The following is a 25194-nucleotide window of genomic DNA, read 5'->3' on the forward strand; positions in this document are numbered from 1 at the left end:
GTTTTGCCGTGGTCCACGTGGCCAATGGTGCCCACGTTGACGTGCGGCTTGGTACGTGTGAATTTTTCTTTTGCCATGTTCAGCTCCGAAAAGTAATGGGTTCAAACAATCAAATTTGCATTACCGCCATCACCAACATGCCAGCGGCAACGCCTAAAAATGGTGCCCTTTGCGGGAATCGGACCCGCGACCTCTCCCTTACCAAGGGAGTGCTCTACCACTGAGCCAAAAGGGCAAAAGTTTGTCAGAGACAAGCTTTTAAAAATCTGCACCGCCACCATCAACAAACCGGGCTCTGGAGCGGGGTAGGAGAATCGAACTCCTCGCTTTAGCTTGGAAGGCTAAGGTATTACCACTATACGAACCCCGCACGGACTCATCCAAAACGATCAGCTCATCACTGGTGGAGAGGGCTGGATTCGAACCAGCGTACTCGTAAGAGGGCAGATTTACAGTCTGCTGCCATTAACCACTCGGCCACCTCTCCTTCGGTGAACCCCGGATTATGCCACGTTAATTTGCCTTCGTCATGAACTTCCTCAGAAATTTCATTTTTCTGCGGGTGCGTGTTGGTCGCGCCAGTCCCGCGCTTGCGAGAAATGTCCACAGCCAATGAAGGGCACAGGCGGGCGCAGGGCTGACAGCGGCGAGGGGTGGTTGGCCGTGAGCACCAGATGGCGGCTCGCATCGATCAACGCGCGCTTGCTCTGGGCATGTGCGCCCCAGAGCATGAAGACGGCGGGCTGGGCCTCCTTGGAGACCTGGCGGATCACCGAGTCGGTCAGCAGCTCCCAGCCCCGGCCGGAGTGGCTGGCGGGCTGGCCCTCCTCCACCGTGAGGCAGGTGTTGAGCAGCAGCACGCCTTTTTGCGCCCATTTCACGAGACTGCCACCCGGCTGGGGAAAGGCCGGTGGCGGTGTGCCCAAATCGCGCTGCAATTCCTTGAAGATGTTGCGCAGCGAAGGAGGAAAGGCCACGCCCGGCGCCACCGAGAAGGCCAGGCCCTCGGCCTGGCCACGCCCGTGGTAAGGGTCCTGCCCCAGGATCACCACGCGGACCTCTTCGGGCGGGGTGAGCTGCAGCGCCCGCAGGGGCTGGGGCGGAAACACCACCGCGCCAGCCTCTAGCCGCTGCTGCAGGAACTGCAGCAGGCCCTGCCCCGCCTCGGCGGCGAAGAATCGGTCGGTCAGCGCCTGCCAACCCGGCGCCACGGGCCAGTCGGCAGGGTCGGCACGCAGCAACTGGTCTGCCATGGCTCACCCGCCGAACAGCGCGTCCAGCGCCTCGCCGGGCTCGGGCGCGCGCATGAAGGCTTCGCCCACGAGGAAGGCATTGACACCCGCGGCGCCCATGCGCAGCACGTCGTCGCGCGTGTGGATACCGCTCTCGGTGACCAGCAGGCGGTCCGCCGGCACCATGGACTTCAGGGCCAGGGTGGTGTCCAGCGAGACCTCGAAGGTTTTGAGGTTGCGGTTGTTGATGCCGATCAGCGGGGTCTTGAGCTTCAGGGCGCGCTCCAGTTCGGGCTGGTCGTGCACTTCCACCAGCACCGCCATGTCCAGGCTGCGGGCAATGGCTTCGAACTCGCGCATCTGCGCGTCGTCCAGGCAGGCGGCGATCAGCAAGATGGCGTCGGCGCCCATGGCGCGGGACTCGTAGATCTGGTACGCATCGACCATGAAATCCTTGCGCAGCACGGGCAGTTGGCAGCTGGCGCGGGCCTGCTTGAGGTAGTCCACCTCGCCCTGGAAGAACTGCACGTCGGTGAGCACCGAGAGGCAGGCCGCGCCGTACTCGGCGTAGCTTTGCGCAATGTCGGCCGGGATGAAGTCGGCACGCAGCACGCCCTTGGACGGGCTGGCTTTCTTGACCTCGGCGATAACAGCCGGTTTGCCCGCCGCCACCTTGGCGCGCAGGGCACCCACGAAGTCGCGTGTGAGCACGCGGGATTCGGCGTCAGTACGCACTACCTCCAGCGATTTGCGTTTGCGGGCGGCTGCCACCTCCTGGTGTTTGACCGCAACGATTTTGTCGAGAATGTCGCTCATGGATTTTCCTTTCAGGCCAGGCGGGCCGACAGCGCCACCAGCGCATCAAGCTTGGCCTTAGCCGCTCCTGTTTCGATAGCTGTTCGCGCAAGCTTGATGCCATCTTCCATGCTACTCGCCACATTGGCGGCATAGAGCGCGGCGCCCGCGTTGAGCAGCACGATGTCCTTGGCCGGGCCGGCCTGGTTGTTCAGCACACCCAGCAGCATGGCACGCGAATCCTCGGCGGTTTCCACCTTGAGCGCGCGGTTGCTGGCCATCACCATGCCGAAGTCCTCGGGGTGGATTTCGTATTCGCGGATCTCGCCATTCTTCAGCTCGCCCACCATGGTGCCTGCGCCCAGGCTCACTTCGTCCATGCCGTCGCGGCCGTAGACGACCAGCGCGTGCTCGGCGCCCAGGCGCTGCAGCGCGCGCACCTGGATGCCCACCAAATCCGCATGGAACACGCCCATGAGGATGTTGGGGGCACCAGCCGGGTTGGTTAGCGGGCCCAGGATGTTGAAGATGGTGCGCACGCCCATCTCCTTGCGTACCGGCGCCACGTTTTTCATGGCGGGGTGGTGGTTGGGCGCGAACATGAAGCCTATGCCCTGCTCGGCGATGCACTGGGCGATCTGCGCGGGCGCGAGGTTGATGTTCAGGCCCAGGGCCTCGAGTACATCGGCACTGCCGCTCTTGCTGCTGACGCTGCGCCCGCCGTGCTTGCTGACCTTGGCGCCCGCGGCGGCGGCCACGAACATGCTGCAGGTGGAGATATTGAAGGTGTGCGAGCCATCACCGCCGGTACCCACGATATCCACGAGGTTGGTTTTGTCGGCCACTTCCACCTTGGTGGAGAACTCGCGCATGACCTGCGCGGCGGCGGTGATCTCGCCGATGGTCTCTTTTTTGACGCGCAGCCCGGTAATGAGGGCCGCCATCATGACGGGCGACATTTCGCCGGACATGATCTGGCGCATCAGGTGCAGCATCTCGTCGTGGAAGATTTCGCGGTGCTCAATGGTGCGCTGCAGGGCTTCCTGCGGGGTGATTTTGACGGTCTGGGTCATGGCCCGGGCTCCTTAGGCTTTGGGCGCTGCAGTCAGCGCCAGTTTGATTCCGAATCCTACAAACATCGCGCCGGCGATGCGGTCCAGCCAATGCATGCTCTTTTGCACCACACCAGCACAGCCTGCCAGCCAGGCGGCGGCTACGGCCCAGCCCAGGTTCACCCACAGGCCATTGAAGTTGAACAGCAGGCCCAGCAGCAGAAAGGCCAGCGGCTTGTGCTCCACCGCGGGCGCGATGAACTGCGGCACAAAGGCCAGGAAGAACAGCGCCACCTTGGGGTTCAGCGCATTGGTCCAGAAACCGCGCAGGAACACGGTTTTCAAGCCATTTTGGCCTGTACCCCCCGTGGAATCTGCGCCAACAGCTCCCAATTGCATAGCACCATCGGGCTTGCTGAGCAGCATGCGTACGCCCACATAGACCAGGTAGGCGGCGCCCGCCCACTTGAGCACGGTGAACGCCGTGGCCGATGCCGCCATCAGCGCGCTCACGCCCACGGCGGCCGCAAAGATGTGGACAAAGCAGCCCGCCGTGATGCCCAACGCAGCCACCATGCCGGCGCGCACGCCGCGGCGCAGCGCGTGGGTCACGATGTAGAGCACGTCCGGCCCGGGCGTGAGGTTGAGCAGCACGCCGGTCGCCGCAAACAGCAGAAGTTGATCCATGGACATGGCGGCTCACTCAGTACACGGCTGCGCCGCGCGCCACTGGGGCAGCGGCTGCGGTCGCGGGCTGGGCGAAGAAGGCGCGTATGCAGGCCAGCGCATGGTCGATGCCGGCCGCGTCCACGTCCAGATGCGTGACAAAACGCAGGCCGATGAGCCCGGTAGCCAGCACGTTGTGTGCCTTCAGGTACGCCAGCAGCTCCGGGCCGCGGCCGTCGGCCACGTCCACAAACACGATGTTGGTCTGGGCCGAGCGCACGGTGAGTCCGGCAATGCCTTCCAGCCCCTGCGCCAGGCGCTGGGCCAGGGCGTGGTCATCGGCCAGACGCTCCAGATGGTGGTCCAGCGCATGGTTGGCCGCAGCCGCGAGCAGTCCGACCTGGCGCATGCCGCCACCGGCCATCTTGCGGATGCGGTGGGCGCGGGCGATCAGTTCCTTGCTACCGCACAGCATGGAGCCCACGGGCGCGCCCAGCCCCTTGCTGAAGCAGACGGAGACGCTGTCGAAGTGACTGGTGATGCGTTTAGCCGAGGCCAGCGCGGTTTCGCCCGCCTGGCGCGAAGCCACGGCTGCGTTGAACAGGCGCGCGCCGTCCAGATGGATGGCCAGGCCTTTCTCGCGCGCCAGCGCACTGGCCTGCTGCAGGTAGCTGGCGGGCATGGGGTGGCCGTTCCAGGTGTTTTCCAGGCACAGCAGGCGGGTGCGGGCGAAGTGGCAGTCGTCGGGCTTGATGGCGCCGGCGATGTCGGCCAGCGCCATCTGGCCGCCGGCATCCTGCGCCAGCGGCTGGGGCTGCACGCTGCCCAGCACCGCTGCGCCGCCACCTTCGTAGCGGTAGGTGTGGGCCAGCTGGCCGACGATGTACTCGTCGCCCCGGCCGCAGTGCGCCAGGATGGCGCAGAGGTTGCTCTGGGTGCCCGTGGGCATGAAGAGCGCGGCCTCAAAGCCCAGCAGCGCGGCCAGCTTCTCCTGCAGCGTGTTGACCGTGGGGTCGTCGCCAAACACGTCGTCGCCCAGGGGCGCGGCCATCATGGCCGCGCGCATGGCGGCAGTAGGTTGCGTGACGGTGTCACTGCGCAAATCAATCATCTTGGTCATATTGGCCTCTAGCCCCCGTATTCATTGCGCAAGCAGCTATCAAAAACGTAGTGATTCATGGCTGCCTCACTGCAGGAAGTTCTTCAGCATGGCATGGCCGTGCTCGGTGAGGATGCTTTCCGGGTGGAACTGCACGCCCTCCATGCGCTGCGCAAACGGCAGACCCGTGTGGCGCACACCCATGATCTCGCCATCATCGGTCCACGCGGTCACGGCCAGATCTTTCGGGCAGCTGGCGCGCTCGATGGCCAGCGAGTGGTAGCGGTTCACGGTGAACTGCTGCGGCAGGCCTGCGAACACGCCCTCCTGCGTGGTGGTAATGACGCTGGTTTTGCCATGCATCAGCTCCTGCGCCCTGATGATCTTGCCGCCCAGCGCGGCGCCAATGCTCTGGTGGCCCAGGCAGACGCCCAGAATGGGCAGCTTGCCCATGAAGTGCTGGATGGCGGCGACCGAAATGCCGGCTTCCGCAGGCGAACAGGGGCCGGGGGAAATCACCAGTCGGTCCGCCTTGCGCGCGGCAATGCCTTCGAGCGTGATCTCGTCGTTGCGGAACACCTCCACCTCCGCACCCAGCTCGCCAAAGTACTGGACGATGTTGAAGGTGAAGCTGTCGTAGTTGTCGATCATCACGAGTTTCATGCGGATTCTCCTTGGCGCAGGCGGGCAAACTCCCGGTGCTCAAATGCAATGGATGCGTCCATGAGGGCGCGGTAGGCGGTTTCCAGCACGTCGGGCTGGCCGCCCAGCTCGGTAGCCATGCGGCGCACGCGCTCCGCAATGAATTCGATACGTTCCTGGTCGTGCACCTTGGCGGCGTCCTGCTTGATGCGGGCGGCCTGGGTCATGTAGTGGGTGCGCTCCACCAGCAGCGCGGTGATGCGCTCGTCCAGCGCGTCGATGTGGCTGCGCACCTCAGCCATGGTTTCGCAGTGTTGGGCTTGAGGCAAGGTGTTGTGTGAGGCGCTCATTGCAGGCCCTCCTCCACCAGCTCAGCCGCGCGCAAGAGTGCACGCGCCTTGGCCTCGGTTTCCTTCCACTCCAGCTCGGGCACGCTGTCAGCCACCACGCCGGCTGCCGCCTGCACGTAGAGCACCTGGTCCTTGATGATGCCGGTGCGGATGGCGATGGCCACGTCCATGTCGCCCGCGTAGCTCAGGTAGCCGCAGGCGCCGCCGTAGATGCCGCGCTTGATGGGCTCCAACTGGTCGATCACCTCCATGGCGTGCACCTTGGGCGCGCCGGTCAGCGTGCCGGCCGGGAAGGTGGCCTTGAGCACGTCCATGCTGGTCATGCCCGCGTTCAGCGTGCCTTCCACATTACTCACAATGTGCATCACGTGGCTGTAGCGCTCCACGATGAAGGCGTCCGTCACCTTGACCGAGCCAATCTGCGCGATGCGGCCGATGTCGTTGCGCGCCAGGTCGATCAGCATCACGTGCTCGGCGCGCTCCTTGGGGTCGCCGATCAGCTCCACCTCGGCCGCCTTGTCCAGCTCCGGCGTGGCACCGCGCGGGCGGGTGCCGGCCAGGGGGCGGATGGTGACCTTGGTGGCTGGCTTGTCGCCAGCCGTTATTTGTTCTTGTCGCACCAGAATCTCCGGCGATGCGCCCACCACGTGGAAGTCGCCGAAGTTGTAGAAGTACATGTACGGGCTGGGGTTCAGCGTGCGCAGCGCGCGGTACAGGCTCAGCGGCGAGGCGGTGAAGCGCTTCTTGATGCGCTGGCCCACCTGCACCTGCATGAAGTCGCCCCCGGCAATCATCTCTTTGGCACGCTCCACCGCGGCGACGTAGTCGGCCTTGGCAAAGTCACGCTGGGGTGCAAAGCTCTCGCTGGGCTTGATCTCGGGCGCGCTCACGGCCTGGGCCAGCTTGGCTTTCAGGGCCGTCAGGCGCGCCTGGCCGGCGGCGTAGGCGTTGGGCGTGGCCGGGTCCACATAGACCATGAGGTGCAGCTTGCCCGAGAGGTTATCGATCACCGCCAGCTCCTCGCACTGCAGCAGCAGGATGTCGGGCGTGCCCAGCTCATCGGGCGGGCAGCTGGTTTGCAGCTTTTTCTCGATGTAGCGCACCGCGTCGTAGCCAAAGTAGCCGGCCAAACCGCCGCAAAAGCGCGGCATTCCGGGTTGCAGCGCCACCTTGAAGCGCTGCTGGTACTGGGCGATGAAGTCCAGCGGGTTGGCGCTGGAGGTTTCCACCACCACACCGTCGGTCACCACCTCGGTGCGGGCCTGCTCGCCAAAACCACTGGCGCGCAGCAGGGTACGAGCCGGCAGGCCGATGAAGCTGTAGCGGCCAAAACGCTCACCACCCACCACCGATTCCAGCAGGAAGCTGTGGGCGGCGGGTTCGGTGCTGCCCTCGGTGCGGGCCAACTTGAGGTAAAGGGAAAGCGGGGTTTCCAGGTCGGCAAAGGCCTGGGTGCTCAGGGGGATGCGGTTGTAGCCTTGCGCCTGCAGGGCTTGGAACTCGGATTCGGTCATGGGGGCGTAGCCTCTCAAATCACACTGTCATTTGGTTGCTGGCAGCCGGAGCTGCAGCCACAAAGGGTGCGCGCAATAGATCGGAGGGGAATCCGTGCCACTTGACCGCGCAGAGCTCAGGAACCGCGCGCGGGAGCCGCCCAGAAATGGCGGCCGGCAGGTATCAGAGCCCAGGCACAACAGACGAGGTACGCCAGGGCCAGGCTCCCCGGTCACTAAGACCCATTCTGCTGATGTGGTGGATAAACATGCGTGCCAGTGTAGCAAACCCCGCGCAGGGGCCGGCTGGCGCGTTCAAATTTCACGTCACCCGCACAAACCCTGATGCGTCCGGGCGCCAGACATTGCAAAATTTGCTTACAAAAAAGAACGATCGTTCTTATTTAAGGATTTTCCCCATGACACTCTCGCGTGCCTTCGCTGCGCTGCTCTGCGGCGCCCTCCTTGCCAGCTCCGTGGCCTCTGCGGCCATCCAGGAGATTAATGGGGTCAAGGTCGAGGATTCCGCCGTGGTGGGCGGCAGCAAGCTGCAGCTCAACGGCGCCGGCACACGCTACAAGGGTCCGTTCAAGGTCTATGTGGGCGACCTCTACACCAGCCAAAAGGTCAGCAATTTCGACGAGCTGATGGCCGCCCCCGGCCCGAAGCGCCTGACCATGACATTTCTGCGCGAGATAGAGGCTGGTCCCTTCGGCAAGCTGCTGACACGCGGCGTGGAAGACAACGTGCCCAAGAACGAGATGTCCAAGCTGATCCCCGGTCTGCTGCGCATGGGGGACATCTTTACGCAGAACAAGGTACTGGTACCAGGCGATGTGATCACGCTGGACTGGATTCCCGGCACCGGCATGGTGGTGACCGCCAAGGGCAAGGTACAGGGCGAGCCCTTCAAGGAGCCCGAGTTCTACAAGGCCATCATGTCCATTTGGTTCGGCCCGGTGCCGGCCGACTTCCGCCTCAAGGACGCGCTGCTGGGCCAGAAGTAAGGCCGCAAGCCACACGCACAAAAGCCTGCCCGGGCAACCTGGCAGGCTTTTTTATGGGTGCGCGCCGTATTTTCATTGCCGGGGGATGACAAAGCCCCGGCTTGGCGGTAGTCTGGTTACAGGTGTTTACAGGTCTTGCCGTGTGATTCCACAACGTCGTTTGGAGAATGCGCAATGAAACTCAGCCTCAAGCTCCCCCTGGCCTTCGCCATCGCCCTGACCTTGCTTTTCATAGGGGGCATGTTTGGCATCAGCACCCTCAACGGCGCCGTCGCCACCTACCAGCACGACGTCCTGCGCGACGTGGCCGCCAACAAGAAGGCGGCCGATATTGCGGGCAATTTCTCCACCGCCGTGCAGGAATGGAAAAACGTGCTGCTGCGCGGCAAGGAGGCCAAGGACCTGGACCGCTACTGGACTGCCCACCAGGCCGAGATGAAGGCAGTGGCCAAGGGCCTGGACGAGCTGGGCACCCTGCTGGACCCCGGGCCGACCAAGGAAACCGCAGCCAAGCTCGTGGCAGCCATGCAGTCCGCCGCCCAGGGCTATGAAGCAGCGCTGCAGGCCTACAAGGCGGCGGACAACGACTACGCGGCCGGTGACAAGGCCGCCCGCGGTAAGGACCGCGATGCCGTGGCCCTGCTGGGCGAACTGCGCAAACAGCTTTCCGAACAGGAGGCCAAGGTCTCCGAGACCGCCAGCACCACCGCAGCCCGCGGCAGCACCCTGGCCTACAGCGTCATGGTGCTGGTGACCCTGGCCGGGCTGGTGGGCAGCATCCTGCTGAGCCGACAAATCGTGCAGCCGCTGAACGAGGCCGTCACGGTGGCCGACCGCGTGGCCAGTGGCGACTTGACGGCCAACCTGCAGACTCGGGGCCGCGACGAGATTGCCGCCCTCATGCGATCGCTGCAGTCTATGCAGGGCAGCCTGTCCACCCTGGTCATCAAGGTACGCGAGGGCTCGCAGAGCGTGGCCCTGGCCAGCTCCGAGATCGCGCAGGGCAACCACGACCTGTCGGCCCGCACCGAACAGCAAGCCAGCGCGCTGGAAGAGGCCGCTGCCAGCATGGAAGAGCTGGGCTCGGCGGTGAGCCACAGCGCCGACAACGCGCGCCAGGCCAGCCAGATGGCGGCACAGGCCTCCAGCGTGGCGCAACAGGGCGGCGAGGTGGTCTCCCAGGTGGTGCACACCATGAAGGACATCAACGAGTCGTCCAGCCGCATCGCCGAAATCATCAGCGTGATCGACGGCATTGCCTTCCAGACCAACATCCTGGCGTTGAACGCGGCGGTGGAAGCCGCCCGGGCCGGTGAGCAGGGCCGTGGCTTTGCCGTGGTGGCCAGTGAGGTGCGCGCCCTGGCCGGGCGCAGCGCCGAAGCGGCCAAGGAGATCAAGGCACTGATAGGTGCCAGCGTGGAACGGGTCGAGCAGGGCAGCACCCTGGTGGACAAGGCCGGCAACACCATGGGAGAGGTAGTCAGCGCCATCCGCCGCGTGACCGACATGGTGGGCGAGATCAGCGCAGCCAGCTCAGAGCAGAACACCGGCGTCAGCCAGGTCAGCGAGGCCGTGTCACAAATCGATCAGGCCACCCAGCAAAACGCCGCGCTGGTGGAGCAGATGGCTGCGGCGGCCAGCGGGCTCAAGCAGCAGGCGCAGGATCTGGTGTCGCTGGTGGCAGTCTTCAAGGTCGACGCCAACCGCCCCGCCCTGCTGCCGGGCTGAGCGGCGAGAGCGCACGCTGGCTCAGTCGGCCCAGCGCAGCGCGTCCAGCGCGTCAGTATAGGCGTCAGCCCCGGCAGCCTCCACCGGCTCGCCGTGGTTGTAGCCGTAACGCACCAGCAGTACCGGGCAACCTGCCGCACGGGCGGCTTGGGCGTCGTTGCTGGAATCGCCCACCATCAGCGTACGGTCCGGCTCTGTGCCCAGCAGGCTGCAGGCGTGCAGCAAGGGCATGGGGTCGGGCTTCTTGCGTGCGACGGCGTCGCCACCAATTACGTGCAAAAAGAAGCCATCCAGACCCTTGTGACGCAGCAGCGTACGGGCGAACGCAGTGGGCTTGTTGGTGACGCAGACCAAGTGCAGGCCCTGCGCCTGCCATTGCCGCAGCCCCTCCAGCGCGCCGGGGTAGACGGCCGAGTAGTCTCCGTTGATGGCCTGGTAGTGCACCTGGTAGCGGGCCCAGGCCTGCTCGTACAACGCTACAGAATTCGTAGCTGCTTGCGCACTGTCCACGTGGGCTAGCAGGCTTTTTATCAAGTGTTCCGAGCCTTTGCCCACCATCTGCTCCACCAGGGCGTGGGTGACGATGAAACCGGCAAAGGGTGCGGGCAGGTCGCGCAGCATGCGCTGCAGGGCTTCGACAAAGTCGCCCAGGGTATCGACCAGGGTGCCATCCAGGTCCACGATGGCGGCGTCAAACTGGCGCAGCGGCCAGGGCAAGGGAGTCACAGACACAAATCGTTCCTTCAGGTAGCGTGTTCGGGAGCCGGCACCTGGGCGCCACCGGCCTGCACCCAGGCCACCAGGGCGGCGGCCTCCAGCGGCCGGCTGAACCAGTAGCCCTGGCCGCGTTCGCAGCCCATGGCCAACATCTGGGCGGCCTGCTCGGGGGTTTCTATGCCTTCGGCCACGGTCCCCAGACCCAGCGTGCGGGCCACGCGCAGGGTGGCCTCGATCAATACACGGTGGTACTCGCTGTGCGCGGCCTGGCTCACAAAGGAACGGTCAATCTTAACGGTGTGCACCGGCAGCTCATGCAGACAAGACAGCGAGGAGTAACCGGTGCCAAAGTCGTCCAGTGCCAGACCCACGCCCAGCGCACGGATGGCGCGAAGGGTTTCCTGCACCGCGCTGTCCTGCGCGGCTAGGCTCTCGGTCACCTCCAGCACCAGCTGCTGGGGGGACATGTTGTGCGAACGCACGGCCTCCAGAATATCGGCCACCAGGCGCGGCTGGCGTAGCTGGGCGCGCGAGAGGTTGACGGCAATGCGCGGCGGCGCCTGCTCCCCGAGTTGCTGCTGCAGCTGCTCAAAGGTCTGGCAGGCCTGCTCCAACACAAACTGGCCCAGCGCGTCGATCAGGCCACAGGCCTCGGCCACGGGAATGAAGTCCACCGGCGAGACCATGCCGCGCTGCGGATGCGTCCAGCGCACCAGCGCCTCCACCCCGCGCAGCGCCTGACTTCCCAACTGCACCACGGGTTGGTAGACCACGAACATCTGGCCCAGCGTGAGCGCCTGGCGCAGGTCGTTCTCCAGCGAAACGGAGGCGTTGACGCGCTGGCGCATGGCCGGGTCGAACATGGCGTAGCGTGCGCGGCCGGTGCGCTTGGCCTCGTACATGGCAATGTCAGCGTCGCGCAGCACACTGTCGGCGTCCAGCTCGGCATGGGCGCTGGTGACGATGCCGATGCTCACGGTGGAATTCACGCGGTGGCCCTCCACCTGGTAAGGCGCGGCCAGCACATCGAGCAGGCGGCTGGCCACGATTTCGGCATCCAGGTCGCCACGGATGTCGTCCAGCAGCACCACAAATTCGTCGCCGCCTATGCGCGCCGCCATCTGGGCAAAGTCGCTGGTGTGCACAAAGCTGTCGCCGGGGCGCAGGCTGTCCTGCAGGCGGCGCGCGATCTGGCGCAGCAGCTCGTCGCCCACGGTGTGGCCCAGGGTGTCGTTGACCTGCTTGAAACGGTCAAAGTCCATGAACAGCACCGCAAAGTTGTAGCCCGGCTGGGCCCAGTGCCGCTCGATGGCGCTGCGGATGCGCTCCAGCACCACCGCGCGGTTGGGCAACTGGGTCAGGCCATCGGTTCGGGCCGCCACCCGCAGTTGCTGCTCCATCGCCTTCTGGGCGTTCACGTCCATAGCCACACCGGCCATGCGCAGGGCACGACCCTGCACGTCGCGGTGGGCCACATTGCCGGTGAACATCACCCACACCCAGCGCCCGGCCCGGTGGTGCGCCCGCACCGAGAGGCGGTGCGGAATGGCGGGCTCACGCAGGTGGTGGCGCAACGATTCCTGCCAGTGCGCCTGGTCTTCGGGGTGGATCAGGTCGAACCAGCGCGTGGCCTGCATGTCCAGCTCGCCAGGCTGGTAGCCCAGCATGGCCAGAAAGCGGTCGTTGCACGTAATCGTGTCGGCCACCATGTCCCAGTGCCAGATGCCCAGCCCGGCACCGTCCACGGCCAGGCTCAGCACCTGCTGCTGCGCACGGACTTCGGTCATGTCGGTGGCCACCAGCACCCAGCCGTTGACGTCACCCGCATCGTCCTGGATGGGTTGCATGTCCACCAGCGCCCAGCCCAGCTCGGCTTTGCGGGTGGCAATGCGGATCTCGCGCTTGATGCCCAGGCGCTCGCGCAGGGCGGCGTAGAACTCGGCAAAGCGGCCCGGGTCGGCGCTGCGCGCCTTGAGCAGGGTGCCAATTCGTCGCCCCTGCGCCTGCGTCTGGGTAAAGCCGGCGAGCTGGGTAAAGGCGGCGTTGATCCACTGCACACGGTGTTGGGCGTCGGTGATGGCGATGGCATTGGAGCTCAGCTCAGCCACGCGCGCCAATCGGGTGAGCCGTTCGGTCTGGTACGACAGCGCCAGGTACTGGCGGCGCACCGCACGCGCGGTGGGCTCCACCACGGTGAGCGCCAACAGCAGAAACAGCAATACGGCCAAACCACTGAAACGCTGGGCCTGGAACGTGGACAGCGCGCTTCGCGCACCGGCGGCGCGCTGAACGGCGTCCACCAACGCCCGGTTGGCCACCAGAGCATCGTCCAGCGCCAACTCAAGGGCCTGCGCGGGCGGGGAAGACGAAGCCGTATCCGGCGGCAGCGGCGACAGCACCGTCTGGGCACGCGCCCATAAGGCGTCACGCTGGCGCTGCCACTCGTGCAGCGCCGTTTGTACATCCGGGCCACGCTCGGCCGACTCCACCTCCAGCTGCCGCTGCAGCAGCACCTCCAGGTAGCGGGCCTGCGCCACAGAGTCGGTCAGCGCGCCGGCAAGACGGGAAATCTGTGCAGGCTGGCGGTTGCTTACCAGGGCGAGTTGCTCCGCCTGGGAGCCCAGGCGCTGGGCCAGGGCCCCTTCGTCGCTGGCGATGCGGATGATCTCCATGTCCATCTGGCGCATGGCTTCCGAATCGGTGATGCGCCAGGCACGGATGAGGGACAGCAGCGCCAGCAGCACCATCATCCCGTACATGGCCAGGCGCACGCGGCGGTGCGCCATGCCGCTGCCGGTAAAGGCCAGCACCATTTTGCGGAAGCGGGAGCTCACAGGCACCAGGCGTTGGCCAATGGCCGCTCAGGCCTTCAGGGCCAGGCGCATGGCGTCCACCACGGCCTTGTAGTCGGGCTTGCCGAAAATGGCGCTGCCGGCGACAAAGGTATCGGCGCCCGCATCGGCCACGCGGCGGACGTTGTCGGTCTTGATGCCCCCGTCCACTTCCAGGCGGATGTCCTTGCCGGAGGCCTCAATGCGCTTGCGCACATCCTCGATCTTGCGCAATGCGGAGTCGATGAAGCTTTGTCCGCCAAAGCCGGGGTTCACGCTCATGATGAGGATGAGGTCGATATCGTCGATCACCCAGTCCAGCACATCCAGCGGCTCCGCCGGGTTGAAGGTCAGGCCGGCCTTCACACCCTTGCTTTTGATGGCCTGGATGCTGCGGTGCACGTGGCTGGAGGCGTCAGGGTGGAAGCTGATGTAGTCGGCTCCGGCCTCGGCAAAGCTGGCGGCCAAGGCGTCCACCGGCGAAATCATCAGGTGCACATCAATCGGCACCGCCACGCCCGCAGCCGTCTTGGCATGGGGTTTGAGGGCGCTGCAGATCATGGGACCAAAGGTCAGGTTGGGCACGTAATGGTTGTCCATCACGTCGAAGTGGATCCAGTCGGCACCAGCGTCAATGACGTTTTTCACCTCCTCGCCCAGGCGGGCAAAGTCGGCAGACAGGATGGAGGGGGCGATGCGGTACGTCATGGCAGTGGGCTTTGGCGGGATATTGACAGGGCTCCTATTTTCGCAGGTAGCATTGGCCCATGGCCAAATACGAATTCTTGGTGGAAGTGACGCCCCAATACCTGCCCGACCAGTCCGCGCCGGATGACGGACTGTACGTGTTTGCGTACACCATCACCATTACCAACACCGGCGAGGTCACTGCCCAGCTGATTTCCCGCACCTGGAACGTGAACGACTCCAATGGCCACACCGAAAAGGTCAAAGGCCTTGGCGTGGTCGGCCAGCAGCCCCTGCTCAAGCCGGGCCAGGCTTTTGAGTACACCAGCGGCACGCGCCTGCGCACGCCCACCGGTACCATGCACGGCACCTTCTTCTGCGTGGCCGAGGATGGCGAGAAGTTCGATGCGGACATCCCCATGTTCGTGCTGGATGCCTTGAGCGATGCGGGTGGCTCCCGCACCCTGCACTGATGGTGGCGCACCCGCACCACCGCGATATCTCCACCCTGCTGGAGACGCTGAACCCCGAAGCCGGGCTGGTCGAGCGCCATGTCTGGCTGATTGAGCTGATCGACTGGGTACGTGGCGATGGCGACAGCCCCGAGGCGGCAGCCGGCCGTGTGAACCTGCTGCTCGATGTGCTCGATGCGCGTCCGCACACTGCCGAGAAACTGCAGGCCTGGTGGCGCGCGCTACTGCACACGGTGGACGGCAGCACCCTGCTCTCGGACTACGGCTTCGCATCGCGCAATGCCTTTGTCAGCGAATTGGTGGACCGCCTGCACCACAAGCTGCTACCCGCCACGCCGGAGACCGTGGATGCGTCCGAGCTGTTCGGCCAGGTGCTGGACGGCGACCAGGATGCCCAATGGATTGCCGCCCTGCCCGATACCACGCTGCAGCGCCTCACACAGCTGCTGAGCACGCCCGCTGGCGGCCACCTGGCCTCCCAACACCCGGGCCTGACCCACTGGCAAGGCATGCTGCTGGAGGCCATGACCTACTGCACCAGCCAGATCCGCTCGGCCGGCTTCTCCCCCGAGATCCGGCTGCGCATGAGCAGCCCCGCGCGCGACGCCAGCCCTTTCCACAACCTCTCCTCCGACCTGGATGCCGTCCGCGATGCCTGGCTGGCCGGACAGGACACCCAGCTGGCGGTGCAGCACTTCCGCAGCCAGCTCGATGCCTGCCGCCATGCCGCCGCCTCGGTCTACACCCATCTGGACGCGCACGGCATTTCGGTCGATCTGGTGTTCCGCCTGCGCCAGCTGCGCGAGCGCGTGTTGCGCGTGCGCGCCCTGCTGGATTGCCTGCTGGACGGCGAGAGCCACCGCGCCAGCGCCCGCCTGCTCTCGCACCTGGCCAGCGTGAGCCGGGAACAACGCAGCATAGGCGCGCTGGTGGCGTCCAACTCGTCCCTGCTGGCGGCCAAGGTGGCCGAGCGCAGCAGCGAAACGGGCGAGCACTACATCACCCGCACCCGCGCCGAGTACCGCGAAATGCTGGGCAATGCGGCTGGCGGCGGCGCGCTCACCGCGCTGACCACGGCCATGAAGTTCGGCATCATGGCGCTGGGGCTCTCGGCCTTCTGGTCGGGCTTCTGGTCCGGCGCCTCCTATGCACTGAGCTTTGTGGCCATCCAGCTGCTGCACTTCACCCTGGCCACCAAGCAACCGGCCATGACTGCACCGGCCATGGCCGCCAAGCTCAAGGACATCAGCGACGCGCAGGCCCTGGGGGCGTTTGTGGATGAGGTCACCCACCTGGTGCGCTCGCAGGTAGCTGCGGTGCTGGGCAACGTCATCGTGGTGTTCCCGGTGGCCATCGCGCTGTCGCTGGCCATGCGCTACACCCTGGGCCACGACATGATTACCGAGGACCGCGCCATCTACGTGCTGCACTCGCTCACGCTGCTGGGGCCCTGCCTGCTGTTTGCCGCCTTTACCGGCGTACTGCTGTTTGCCAGCAGCATCCTGGCTGGCTGGGTGGAAAACTGGTTTGTGCTGCACCGGCTGGACTCGGCCATCCGCTTCAACCCCCGCATCACGGCCTGGCTGGGCGCGGCGCGGGCCGACCGCTGGGCCCTGTTCATGCGCCAGAACATCTCAGGGTTGGCAGCAAACATCTCGCTGGGCTTCATGCTGGGTCTGGTGCCGCCCATCCTGGCCTTTCTGGGTCCGGCACTGGACGTGCGCCACGTCACCCTGTCCACCGGCCAACTGGGCGCCGCCTGTGCCGCCCTAGGCTGGGAGGTGGTGAAGAGCCCGGCCCTATGGTGGGCCGCCGCCAGCATTCCCTTCATCGGCATGCTAAACGTAGGCGTGAGCTTTTACCTGGCCTTTCGCGTGGCGCTGCAAGCCCACAATGTGTCCGGCGTGGGCCGTTCCCGCATTCAGGCGGCCATTCGGGCACGGCTGCGCCAGGCTCCCGGCAGCTTCTTCTGGCCGTCCCGCGACAGCGGGACCTGATCGGCCATGGCCGGATTGGGTGAATTCGAGCTGATTGCACGCTATTTCCAGCGGCCCACCCGGCCGCTGGATGCCGGTGTGGCCTTGGGCGTAGGCGACGACTGCGCACTGCTACAGCCCAGCCCTGGCATGCAATGGGCCGTGAGCAGCGACATGCTGGTCAGCGGCCGCCACTTCTTCCCGGATGTGGACCCGCGCACCCTGGGCCACAAGGCCCTGGCCGTGAACCTGAGTGATCTGGCGGCCTGCGGCGCCCGACCGCGCGCCTTCACGCTCGCGCTGGCCCTGCCCGAGGCCGATCCGGCCTGGCTGCAGCCCTTCTCCGAAGGTCTGTTGGCGCTAGCCGATGCGCACGGCTGCGCACTGGTGGGCGGGGACACTACGCGCGGCCCCCTCAATATCTGCATCACCGTCATGGGCGAGGTGCCGCCGGGGCAGGCCCTGCTACGCGGCGGCGCCCGCCCCGGCGACGACATCTATGTCAGCGGTACCTTGGGCGATGCCGCACTTGCCCTGCAATGCCTGCAAGGCCAGATCACGCTGCCCCCCGCAGCCATGGCGCTGGCGCGCCAGCGGCTGGAACAGCCCACCCCGCGCGTCGCCCTGGGCCTGGCGCTGCGTGGCATCGCCAGCGCGGCCGCCGACATCAGCGATGGCCTGCTGGGCGACCTGGGCCATATCCTGAAAGGCAGCGCGGCAGGGGCGACGCTGGACTCAACCGTTGCTATGAATTTGCTAGCTGCTCGCACAAATTTGACGGGGGCCAGTGGCACTTTTGACTATCAAATATCAGACGCCCAAGTCTTGGAGTGTGTGCTTGCCGGCGGAGATGACTACGAACTTGTTTTCACGGCTGCGCCTGCCCATGCCAATGCCGTACAAGCCGCCGCCCGCGCCGGCGGTGTGGCGGTCACACGCGTCGGCAGCATTGACGCAGCCCCCGGCCTGCGCGTTGTCGATGGCACTGGCTGCCTCCTGTCCGGGCCGTGGGCCAGCTTCGACCATTTCGCGCGCTGAGCATGGCAGCCGGCCCCGCCAACAGCTATATCGTGCAGCGCCTGCGCAAGCTGGGTCTGCCCGACGCGGTGGCCGCACAGACCGCCAGCTTGGTCAAAGTGCAGTCCTTCGACGCGGGGCGCAGAATCTGGGTCAAGGGCGGCGAAGTCGGGCACTGGCAGTACATCATTGAAGGCTTGGTGTCCGCCTCGGTTGCCACGACCAACTCCGAATCCACACCCCTGTCCATTTACGGCAAGGGCAGCTGGTTCGGCGAGCAGTCCATCATTAACCGCAAGCCCAGCTTTGCCGACTATGTTTGCCTCACGGCGACCGAGGTCCTGACGCTACCCGCCGCCACGTTTGATGCGCTGTTTGTGCAGGAACCCCAGTTCGCGCGCTATGTGGCCAAACTCATGGCCTGGCGGGTGCAGAAAACTGCGGAAACCCTCACGCTCATGAAGCTGGGCAATCCCTGCCTGCGTGTGGTGATGGGGCTGGCCCAGTTTGCCGAGGCACTGGCCTACAAGTCCGACCGGCCACCGACCATTGGCTTCGGGGAAGGCGTGGAAATCCCCATCGCCCAAAACACCCTCGCCTCGCTGTGCGGCGTATCACGCACGCTGTTCTCGGAATACGTGCAACAACTCGCACAACAGGAATGGCTCAAGATCTCCTACGGCAAGCTGGAGATTCTCAACATCAGCACCTGGCACGCCTTCGCCCGCAGCCAGCGCGAAAACAGCGTCAGTCACCTCAACGCCAGCATTGCTGAACTGCTGCACATGCTGCGCTCCCTGGATCCCGCATAAGCGCGTCACAGCGCAAAAGAATTCTGGCGCACAAAACAAAAAAGGCTCACCGAAGTGAGCCTTTGATGCCGTGGCCATACTGGTATACGACCACGTGTCTTATTGGTTGCGGAGGCTAGATTTGAACTAACGACCTTTGGGTTATGAGCCCAACGAGCTACCAGGCTGCTCCACTCCGCGTCAAGACTTAAATTATAACCTATTAAGCTTGGGCTGCGTCAGAAGTTTCAACAACTTCTTCAGCACGATCCACCAGCTCAACGAGGGCCATGGGCGCATTGTCACCCACGCGGAAACCCATCTTCAGGATGCGGGTATAGCCGCCGGGACGGGCCTTGAAACGGGGACCCAGCACGTCGAACAGCTTGGTCACGCTGTCACGGTCGCGCAGGCGGTCGAATGCCAGACGGCGGTTCGCCACGGTGGCTTCCTTGGCCAGGGTGATCATGGGTTCCACCACACGGCGCAGTTCCTTGGCCTTGGGGACCGTGGTCTTGATGACTTCGTGCTCGATGAGCGAGTTCATCATGTTGCGCAGCATCGCGAGGCGGTGCGAGCTGGTGCGATTGAGTTTACGTAGTCCGTGTCCGTGACGCATGATAATTTCCTTCAGTTTTAATAACAGGCAGCCGTATCAGGTACTGCCCGTGGCACGGAACCCCTAGGGGTCCATTTCAAATAAGCGTTAAGCGCTTTTGGTGAAAGCGCTTAGCGCTTTTCCAGGGAAGCCGGGGGCCAGCTTTCCAGCTTCATCCCCAGGGTGAGGCCGCGAGAGGCCAGCACTTCCTTGATTTCGTTGAGCGACTTGCGACCCAGGTTGGGGGTCTTGAGCAGCTCGTTCTCGGTGCGCTGGATCAGGTCACCGATGTAGTAGATGTTTTCAGCCTTCAGGCAGTTGGCGGAACGCACCGTCAGTTCCAGTTCGTCCACAGGACGCAGCAGGATCGGATCGAATTGCGTATTGCCACGCGGTGCCGGAGAGTCGAACGCAGCCAATTCGCTGCCTTCGAGCTGGGCAAACACAGCCAGCTGTTCCACCAGAATCTTGGCGGATGCGCGCACTGCATCTTCTGCAGACAGCGCACCGTTGGTTTCGATTTCAACAACCAGCTTGTCCAGATCGGTACGCTGTTCCACCCGGGCGCTTTCCACGGTGTAGCTCACGCGCTTCACGGGGGAGAACGAGGCGTCCAGAACGATACGGCCGATGGACTTGTTGGGTTCATCCGCGTAACGGCGCATGCTGCCGGGCACATAGCCACGACCCTTTTCAACCTTGATCTGCATGTCCAGCTTGCCGCCGTGCGACAGGGTGGCGATCACATGATCCGGGTTGATGATTTCAACATCATGGGGAGTCTGGATGTCTGCAGCCGTGACCAAGCCTTCTGCGTCCTTGCGCAGGCTCAGGGTCACTTCTTCACGGTTGTGGAGCTTGAACACCACACCCTTGAGGTTCAGAAGGATGTTGACCACATCTTCTTGCACGCCGTCGATCGAAGAGTACTCATGCAGAACGCCTGCAATCGTGACTTCGGTTGCTGCAAATCCAGGCATGGAGGACAAGAGCACGCGACGCAGCGCGTTGCCCAATGTGTGGCCATAGCCACGCTCAAACGGCTCGAGAGCCACTTTGGCACGGTTGACACCGGTTTGTTCAACACTGATGGACTTGGGCTTCAGCAAACTATTTTGCATTCAAACTTCCTCTCAATACCCCCGGCTCGTTACGCCGGTAAGGCTGGTGAAGCACCTACATCGCGGTGCCCCGCGACGTAGGAACGATTTCAACGACTCAGATGCTATTAGCGCGAATACAGTTCGACGATCAACGATTCGTTGATGTCGGCACCGAATTGGTCACGGTCAGGAACCGACTTGAAGGTACCTTCGGCTTTGTCGATGCTCACTTCGACCCAGGCAGGCATGCCCACTTGTTGGGCCAATTGCAGGGCTTCAACAATGCGGTTTTGCTTCTTGGACTTTTCGCGCACGGCGATGACGTCACCGGCCTTGACCATGTAGGAAGGGATGTTCACGGCATTGCCGTTCACGGTGATGGCCTTGTGCGACACGAGTTGGCGTGCTTCTGCGCGGGTGGAACCGAAGCCCATGCGGTACACAACGTTGTCCAGGCGGGATTCCAGCAGGGACATCAGGTTGGCACCGGTGTTGCCCTTGCGACGATCGGCTTCTGCGAAGTAGCGGCGGAATTGACGCTCCAGCACGCCATACATGCGCTTGACTTTTTGCTTCTCGCGCAGTTGCAGGCCGTAGTCGGAGGTACGGGCACCAGAGGTGCGGCCGTGCTGACCAGGCTTGGAGTCGAACTTGGCCTTGTCGCCGATAGAGCGGCGTGCGCTCTTCAGGAACAGGTCCGTGCCTTCGCGGCGGGAGAGTTTGGCCTTGGGGCCGAGATAGCGTGCCACTTGAACTTCCTTTATGTCATCTTCCGCACAGAAATGCGGGAGCCGTCAACGAAAGTTGACGGCGGTGGGCTTGTTGATAAATTAGATACGGCGGCGCTTTTGAGGGCGGCAACCGTTGTGCGGCACGGGAGTCACATCAGCAATCATGTTGATGCGGATACCCAATGCAGCCAAGGCACGAACGGAGGATTCGCGACCGGGGCCGGGGCCCTTGATCTCGACGTCCAGGTTCTTGATGCCTTGCTCAAGCGCTGCGCGGCCAGCCACTTCGGATGCCACCTGGGCAGCGAAGGGAGTGGACTTGCGGGAGCCCTTGAAACCTTGACCACCGGAAGAAGCCCAGGACAGTGCGTTGCCTTGGCGATCCGTGATGGTGATGATGGTGTTGTTGAACGAAGCGTGCACGTGCGCGATACCGTCCGCAACATTCTTGCGAACCTTCTTGCGGACGCGCTGCGCTGCGCTGTTGGAGGGGGCTTTTGCCATGTTGGTTTATCCCAATTATTTCTTCAAGGACGCAGCAGCCTTACGCGGGCCTTTGCGGGTACGGGCGTTGGTGCGGGTACGCTGACCACGCATGGGCAGGCCACGACGGTGGCGGAAGCCGCGGTAGCAACCAATGTCCATCAAACGCTTGATGTTCATGGTTGTCTCACGACGCAAATCACCCTCAATTGTAAACTGAGCGATTTGATCGCGAATTTTCTCCAGATCGCTGTCCGTCAGGTCCTTGACCTTCTTGGAGTAAGCGATGCCGCAAGCTTCACAGATCTTGCGGGCGCGAGTGCGACCAATACCAAAAATGGCGGTCAGGCCAATTTCAGAATGCTGATGCGGCGGAATGTTGATGCCAGCGATACGTGCCATTTTCGTCCTCTAAAACTCTTGCAATTAACCCTGACGCTGCTTGTGACGGGGATCTGTACAGATCACGCGCACAACGCCCTTGCGACGGATAATTTTGCAGTTGCGGCAAATTTTCTTGACCGAAGCCGAAACCTTCATTTTTCTCTCCTAAAACTCTTAGCTCCGTTCCGACTTTGATTCGCGCGGAACCTGCGCTATTACTTGGCTCTAAACACAATCCGTGCCCGACTTAAGTCGTACGGAGTCATCTCAACAGTGACTTTGTCACCTGGAAGAATACGTATGTAGTGCATACGCATCTTTCCGGAAATATGGCCTAACACTACATGGCCATTTTCCAACTTAACCCTGAATGTAGCGTTCGGCAGATTTTCAACCACCTCACCCTGCATCTGAATCACGTCGTCTTTTGCCATCGGACACTACCCGATTCAAGAAGCCTTAAAGTTCGCTTTCTTGAGCAAAGACTCGTATTGCTGCGACATCATGTAGTTTTGAACCTGGGCCATGAAGTCCATGGTCACCACCACAATAATCAACAGCGATGTACCACCAAAATAGAATGGCACGTTGTATTTCAGGATCAAGAATTCAGGCAACAAACACACGAATGTGATGTAGATTGCACCCGCCAAAGTCAAGCGCAACAGAATCTTGTCAATGTACTTAGCGGTTTGGTCACCCGGGCGAATACCTGGAATGAATGCACCACTCTTCTTCAGGTTATCTGCAGTCTCACGGCTGTTGAACACCAAGGCCGTATAGAAAAAGCAGAAGAACACGATAGCGGCGGCATACAACATCACGTACACGGGCTGGCCGGGGCTTAGCGTGCTGGCGATGTCTTTGAGCCAGCGCATCGAGTCACCGGAACTGAACCAGTTGGCAACCGTTGCGGGCAGCAGGATGATCGAAGAGGCGAAGATGGGGGGAATCACACCCGCCATGTTCAGCTTCAGCGGCAGATGCGAAGACTGCCCGCCATACACCTTGTTGCCAACCTGGCGACGGGCGTAATTTACGAGAATCTTGCGCTGTCCACGCTCGACGAACACCACGAAGTAGGTCACCAGGGCCACCAGAGCAACGATCATCAGTGCGACGATGATGCTCATGGAACCCGTACGAACCAACTCCAGTAAACCACCCACCGCATTGGGCAGACCCGCGGCAATACCGCCGAAGATCAGGATGGATATCCCATTGCCCAAGCCACGCTCCGTGATCTGCTCGCCCAGCCACATGAGGAACATGGTGCCTGCGGTCAGCGTCACGACGGTCGTCATACGGAAACCAAAACCCGGTGCAATCACGAGACCAGCAGATGCCTCCAGCGCCAAGGCGATACCCAGGGACTGGAACAGTGCCAGACCCAGCGTGCCGTAACGCGTGTACTGGGTGATCTTGCGACGTCCGGCTTCACCTTCCTTCTTCAGTTGCTCAAACGCCGGGAGGACGTAGGTGAGCAGCTGCATCACGATGGAGGCCGAGATGTACGGCATGATCCCCAGCGCGAAGATGGTGAAGCGGGAAAGCGCACCACCCGAGAACATATTGAACAAACTCAATATGCCGCCTTGCTGACCCTTGAACAGCTGCTGCAGCTGCGCGGGATCGATGCCAGGCACTGGAATGTGCGCCCCCAGGCGGTAAACCACCAGAGCGAGCAGCAAAAACACAAGGCGGCGACGCAGGTCGCCGAACTTGCCAGTCTTTGCTGTTTGAGCCGCGTTTGTTGCCACTTGCTAACTTTCGTCCAGCAGACTTAGGCGATACTTCCGCCAGCGGCCTCGATCGCAGCCTTGGCACCGGCAGTAGCGCCAATACCAGTCAGCTTGATCGCCTTGGCAACTGCGCCAGTGTTGATGACCTTGACCACCTTGGCCAGTTCACCCACGGCACCTGCTTGCTTCAGAGCCAGCAGATCGACTTCGGCCAGACCCAGTGCGTCCAGCGCGGAGAGGGTGATCTCGGCGTTGAACTTCAGCAGGTGCGACTTGAAGCCGCGCTTGGGCAGACGGCGATGCATGGGCATCTGGCCGCCTTCGAAGCCGACCTTGTGATAGCCACCGGAACGGGACTTTTGACCCTTGTGACCACGGCCGGCAGTCTTGCCGAGGCCGGAGCCAATACCGCGACCCACGCGACGCTTGGCGTGCTTGGCGCCAGCTGCGGGCTTGATGTTATTGAGTTCCATCATGAATCCCTTAGAGCACCTTCACCAGATAGGCGATCTTGTTGATCATGCCGCGCACAGCAGGAGTGTCCTGCAGTTCGCTGACGCTATTGAGCTTGCGCAGACCCAAGCCACGCACGGTGGCGCGGTGGGACTCTTTCGTGCCAATCGGGCTACGCACCAACTGGACCTTGACTGTTTGTTGTGTTGTCATATCGAAGTCCCCGATTAAGCGAAGATTTCTTCAACGGTCTTGCCACGCTTGGCAGCCACTTCAGCCGGTGTCGTCGACACAGACAAGGCATCCAGGGTGGCGCGCACCATGTTGTAGGGATTGGAAGAACCGTGACTCTTGGCCACGATGTCGGTGATACCAATCACTTCGAAGACAGCGCGCATGGGGCCGCCTGCGATGATGCCGGTACCCTTGGGAGCCGGTGCCATCATGACGCTGGCAGCGCCGTGGTGACCCATCACGGTGTGGTGGATCGTGCCGTTCTTCAAGGAAACCTTGAGCATGTTGCGGCGCGCTTCTTCCATAGCCTTCTGCACAGCAGCGGGCACTTCCTTGGACTTGCCCTTGCCCATGCCGATACGGCCATCGCCATCGCCAACCACGGTCAGTGCTGCGAAGCCGAGAATACGGCCACCCTTCACCACCTTGGTCACGCGATTGATCGCGATCATTTTCTCGCGCAGACCGTCCTCAGGACCCTCGGCCTTACCTTGCATTTTTGCTTGAACTTTAGCCATCTTTATTTCCGATCTGCTTAGAACTGCAAGCCAGCTTCACGCGCGGCATCTGCCAGCGCCTTGACGCGACCGTGGTAAGCGAAGCCGGAGCGGTCAAACGCGACCTTCTCCACACCCGCTGCCTTGGCCTTCTCGGCCACACGCTTGCCAATGATCTGGGCTGCGGCGACGTTGCCGCCCTTGCCGGTAGCACCCAGGGACTTGCGCACTTCTGCTTCGGCAGTAGATGCGCTGGCCAGAACCTTGCCGCCATCGCCAGAAATCACGCTGGCGTAGATGTGCAGGTTGGTGCGGGTAACGGTCAGACGTGCAACACCCTGAGTCGCAATGCGAATACGGGTTTGACGGGCTCTGCGAAGACGCTGCTCTTTTTTGGTCAACATGTTGCAGCT

At 63.1% G+C, this 25194-nt stretch carries 29 protein-coding genes and 4 tRNA genes; 6 read left to right on the top strand and 27 right to left on the bottom strand.

Annotated elements, in window-relative coordinates; genetic code table 11:
- Nucleotides 1–160: 160 nt before the first annotated feature.
- The 11 genes from AC1RNN_RS08125 to trpE form a co-directional block, all read right to left on the bottom strand.
- A tRNA-Thr gene (locus AC1RNN_RS08125) sits at nt 161–235 on the bottom strand.
- A gap of 61 nt (nt 236–296) precedes the next feature.
- Nucleotides 297–370, bottom strand: a tRNA-Gly gene (locus tag AC1RNN_RS08130).
- Nucleotides 371–401: 31 nt separating this feature from the next.
- Nucleotides 402–487 (bottom strand) — tRNA-Tyr (locus AC1RNN_RS08135).
- Between the two features lie 61 nt (nt 488–548).
- Complete coding sequence (locus AC1RNN_RS08140; RefSeq protein ID WP_493091070.1) at nt 549–1253, bottom strand: uracil-DNA glycosylase; 705 nt, start codon at nt 1251–1253, stop codon at nt 549–551.
- Between the two features lie 3 nt (nt 1254–1256).
- Nucleotides 1257–2048: an indole-3-glycerol phosphate synthase TrpC gene (gene trpC, locus AC1RNN_RS08145; RefSeq protein WP_493091068.1), complete on the bottom strand. Its 792-nt coding sequence runs from the start codon at nt 2046–2048 to the stop codon at nt 1257–1259.
- 11 nt (nt 2049–2059) lie between these two features.
- Entirely contained in the window at nt 2060–3100 is a 1041-nt protein-coding gene (trpD, locus tag AC1RNN_RS08150) for an anthranilate phosphoribosyltransferase (protein WP_493091067.1), read from the bottom strand.
- Nucleotides 3101–3112: 12 nt separating this feature from the next.
- The gene (locus AC1RNN_RS08155) at nt 3113–3766 is read right to left on the bottom strand and encodes a LysE family translocator (RefSeq protein ID WP_493091066.1); all 654 of its coding nucleotides are present in this window, start codon (nt 3764–3766) and stop codon (nt 3113–3115) included.
- 16 nt (nt 3767–3782) lie between these two features.
- A complete protein-coding gene (gene ltaE, locus AC1RNN_RS08160) occupies nt 3783–4856 on the bottom strand; it encodes a low-specificity L-threonine aldolase (protein ID WP_493091077.1) in 1074 nt (357 codons plus the stop codon).
- A gap of 75 nt (nt 4857–4931) precedes the next feature.
- Nucleotides 4932–5507, bottom strand: a complete 576-nt coding sequence (locus tag AC1RNN_RS08165; protein ID WP_493091064.1) for an anthranilate synthase component II — start codon at nt 5505–5507, stop codon at nt 4932–4934.
- A complete protein-coding gene (locus AC1RNN_RS08170; RefSeq protein WP_493091063.1) occupies nt 5504–5836 on the bottom strand; it encodes a chorismate mutase in 333 nt (110 codons plus the stop codon). The genes AC1RNN_RS08165 and AC1RNN_RS08170 overlap by 4 nt, the downstream gene beginning before the upstream one ends.
- Complete coding sequence (gene trpE / locus AC1RNN_RS08175; protein WP_493091061.1) at nt 5833–7350, bottom strand: anthranilate synthase component I; 1518 nt, start codon at nt 7348–7350, stop codon at nt 5833–5835. Before trpE ends, AC1RNN_RS08170 begins: the two co-directional genes overlap by 4 nt.
- Nucleotides 7351–7748: 398 nt before the next feature.
- Here trpE and AC1RNN_RS08180 point away from each other — a divergent pair, with 398 nt between their 5' ends.
- Complete coding sequence (locus AC1RNN_RS08180) at nt 7749–8336, top strand: chalcone isomerase family protein (protein ID WP_493091059.1); 588 nt, start codon at nt 7749–7751, stop codon at nt 8334–8336.
- 174 nt (nt 8337–8510) lie between these two features.
- A complete protein-coding gene (locus AC1RNN_RS08185; RefSeq protein ID WP_493091057.1) occupies nt 8511–10064 on the top strand; it encodes a methyl-accepting chemotaxis protein in 1554 nt (517 codons plus the stop codon).
- Nucleotides 10065–10085: 21 nt separating this feature from the next.
- Here AC1RNN_RS08185 and gph read toward each other — a convergent pair whose 3' ends face one another.
- Genes gph through rpe form a run of 3 tightly spaced genes read right to left on the bottom strand, consistent with a single transcriptional unit; the run spans nt 10086 to nt 14320 of the window.
- On the bottom strand, nt 10086–10790 hold the full coding sequence (gene gph / locus AC1RNN_RS08190; protein ID WP_493091076.1) for a phosphoglycolate phosphatase: 705 nt from the start codon (nt 10788–10790) through the stop codon (nt 10086–10088).
- 17 nt (nt 10791–10807) lie between these two features.
- On the bottom strand, nt 10808–13615 hold the full coding sequence (locus AC1RNN_RS08195) for an EAL domain-containing protein (protein ID WP_493091056.1): 2808 nt from the start codon (nt 13613–13615) through the stop codon (nt 10808–10810).
- Between the two features lie 27 nt (nt 13616–13642).
- A complete protein-coding gene (rpe, locus tag AC1RNN_RS08200) occupies nt 13643–14320 on the bottom strand; it encodes a ribulose-phosphate 3-epimerase (RefSeq protein WP_493091054.1) in 678 nt (225 codons plus the stop codon).
- A 59-nt stretch (nt 14321–14379) separates the two neighbouring features.
- On the opposite strand from rpe, the gene apaG reads away from it, so the two are divergent.
- From apaG to AC1RNN_RS08220, 4 genes are read left to right on the top strand one after another with little or no spacing between them, the layout of a single operon-like run.
- Nucleotides 14380–14772, top strand: coding sequence for a Co2+/Mg2+ efflux protein ApaG (apaG, locus tag AC1RNN_RS08205; RefSeq protein ID WP_493091053.1), 393 nt, complete (start codon nt 14380–14382; stop codon nt 14770–14772).
- Nucleotides 14772–16769, top strand: a complete 1998-nt coding sequence (locus AC1RNN_RS08210; RefSeq protein ID WP_493091052.1) for a site-specific recombinase — start codon at nt 14772–14774, stop codon at nt 16767–16769. The genes apaG and AC1RNN_RS08210 overlap by 1 nt, the downstream gene beginning before the upstream one ends.
- Before the next feature lie 15 nt (nt 16770–16784).
- Entirely contained in the window at nt 16785–17786 is a 1002-nt protein-coding gene (thiL, locus tag AC1RNN_RS08215) for a thiamine-phosphate kinase (RefSeq protein ID WP_493091075.1), read from the top strand.
- A 2-nt stretch (nt 17787–17788) separates the two neighbouring features.
- Nucleotides 17789–18577 carry a Crp/Fnr family transcriptional regulator gene (locus AC1RNN_RS08220; RefSeq protein ID WP_493091050.1) on the top strand — a complete coding sequence of 263 codons (789 nt, stop codon included), beginning with the start codon at nt 17789–17791 and terminating at the stop codon, nt 18575–18577.
- A gap of 103 nt (nt 18578–18680) precedes the next feature.
- Here AC1RNN_RS08220 and AC1RNN_RS08225 read toward each other — a convergent pair.
- From AC1RNN_RS08225 to rplR, 13 genes are all read right to left on the bottom strand, one after another.
- Nucleotides 18681–18757: transfer RNA gene (locus AC1RNN_RS08225), tRNA-Met, on the bottom strand.
- Nucleotides 18758–18779: 22 nt separating this feature from the next.
- A complete protein-coding gene (gene rplQ, locus AC1RNN_RS08230) occupies nt 18780–19175 on the bottom strand; it encodes a 50S ribosomal protein L17 (protein WP_479596326.1) in 396 nt (131 codons plus the stop codon).
- 110 nt (nt 19176–19285) lie between these two features.
- Nucleotides 19286–20275, bottom strand: coding sequence for a DNA-directed RNA polymerase subunit alpha (locus tag AC1RNN_RS08235; RefSeq protein ID WP_294770380.1), 990 nt, complete (start codon nt 20273–20275; stop codon nt 19286–19288).
- 107 nt (nt 20276–20382) lie between these two features.
- Entirely contained in the window at nt 20383–21006 is a 624-nt protein-coding gene (rpsD, locus tag AC1RNN_RS08240; protein WP_493091049.1) for a 30S ribosomal protein S4, read from the bottom strand.
- A gap of 81 nt (nt 21007–21087) precedes the next feature.
- Nucleotides 21088–21492, bottom strand: coding sequence for a 30S ribosomal protein S11 (gene rpsK / locus AC1RNN_RS08245; RefSeq protein WP_094481697.1), 405 nt, complete (start codon nt 21490–21492; stop codon nt 21088–21090).
- Nucleotides 21493–21507: 15 nt separating this feature from the next.
- Nucleotides 21508–21873, bottom strand: a complete 366-nt coding sequence (gene rpsM, locus AC1RNN_RS08250; protein ID WP_087496073.1) for a 30S ribosomal protein S13 — start codon at nt 21871–21873, stop codon at nt 21508–21510.
- 24 nt (nt 21874–21897) lie between these two features.
- Complete coding sequence (gene rpmJ / locus AC1RNN_RS08255) at nt 21898–22011, bottom strand: 50S ribosomal protein L36 (RefSeq protein WP_012348927.1); 114 nt, start codon at nt 22009–22011, stop codon at nt 21898–21900.
- Nucleotides 22012–22070: 59 nt separating this feature from the next.
- A complete protein-coding gene (infA, locus tag AC1RNN_RS08260) occupies nt 22071–22289 on the bottom strand; it encodes a translation initiation factor IF-1 (RefSeq protein ID WP_294770387.1) in 219 nt (72 codons plus the stop codon).
- 15 nt (nt 22290–22304) lie between these two features.
- Entirely contained in the window at nt 22305–23615 is a 1311-nt protein-coding gene (gene secY / locus AC1RNN_RS08265) for a preprotein translocase subunit SecY (protein WP_493091048.1), read from the bottom strand.
- A gap of 23 nt (nt 23616–23638) precedes the next feature.
- Nucleotides 23639–24070: a 50S ribosomal protein L15 gene (gene rplO / locus AC1RNN_RS08270; RefSeq protein WP_493091047.1), complete on the bottom strand. Its 432-nt coding sequence runs from the start codon at nt 24068–24070 to the stop codon at nt 23639–23641.
- A gap of 10 nt (nt 24071–24080) precedes the next feature.
- On the bottom strand, nt 24081–24263 hold the full coding sequence (gene rpmD, locus AC1RNN_RS08275) for a 50S ribosomal protein L30 (protein WP_294770393.1): 183 nt from the start codon (nt 24261–24263) through the stop codon (nt 24081–24083).
- A 14-nt stretch (nt 24264–24277) separates the two neighbouring features.
- Nucleotides 24278–24802: a 30S ribosomal protein S5 gene (gene rpsE, locus AC1RNN_RS08280; RefSeq protein WP_493091046.1), complete on the bottom strand. Its 525-nt coding sequence runs from the start codon at nt 24800–24802 to the stop codon at nt 24278–24280.
- A gap of 17 nt (nt 24803–24819) precedes the next feature.
- Complete coding sequence (gene rplR, locus AC1RNN_RS08285; protein ID WP_493091045.1) at nt 24820–25185, bottom strand: 50S ribosomal protein L18; 366 nt, start codon at nt 25183–25185, stop codon at nt 24820–24822.
- Nucleotides 25186–25194 lie beyond the last annotated feature (9 nt).

This window comes from Rhodoferax sp. GW822-FHT02D07, assembly GCF_058802405.1.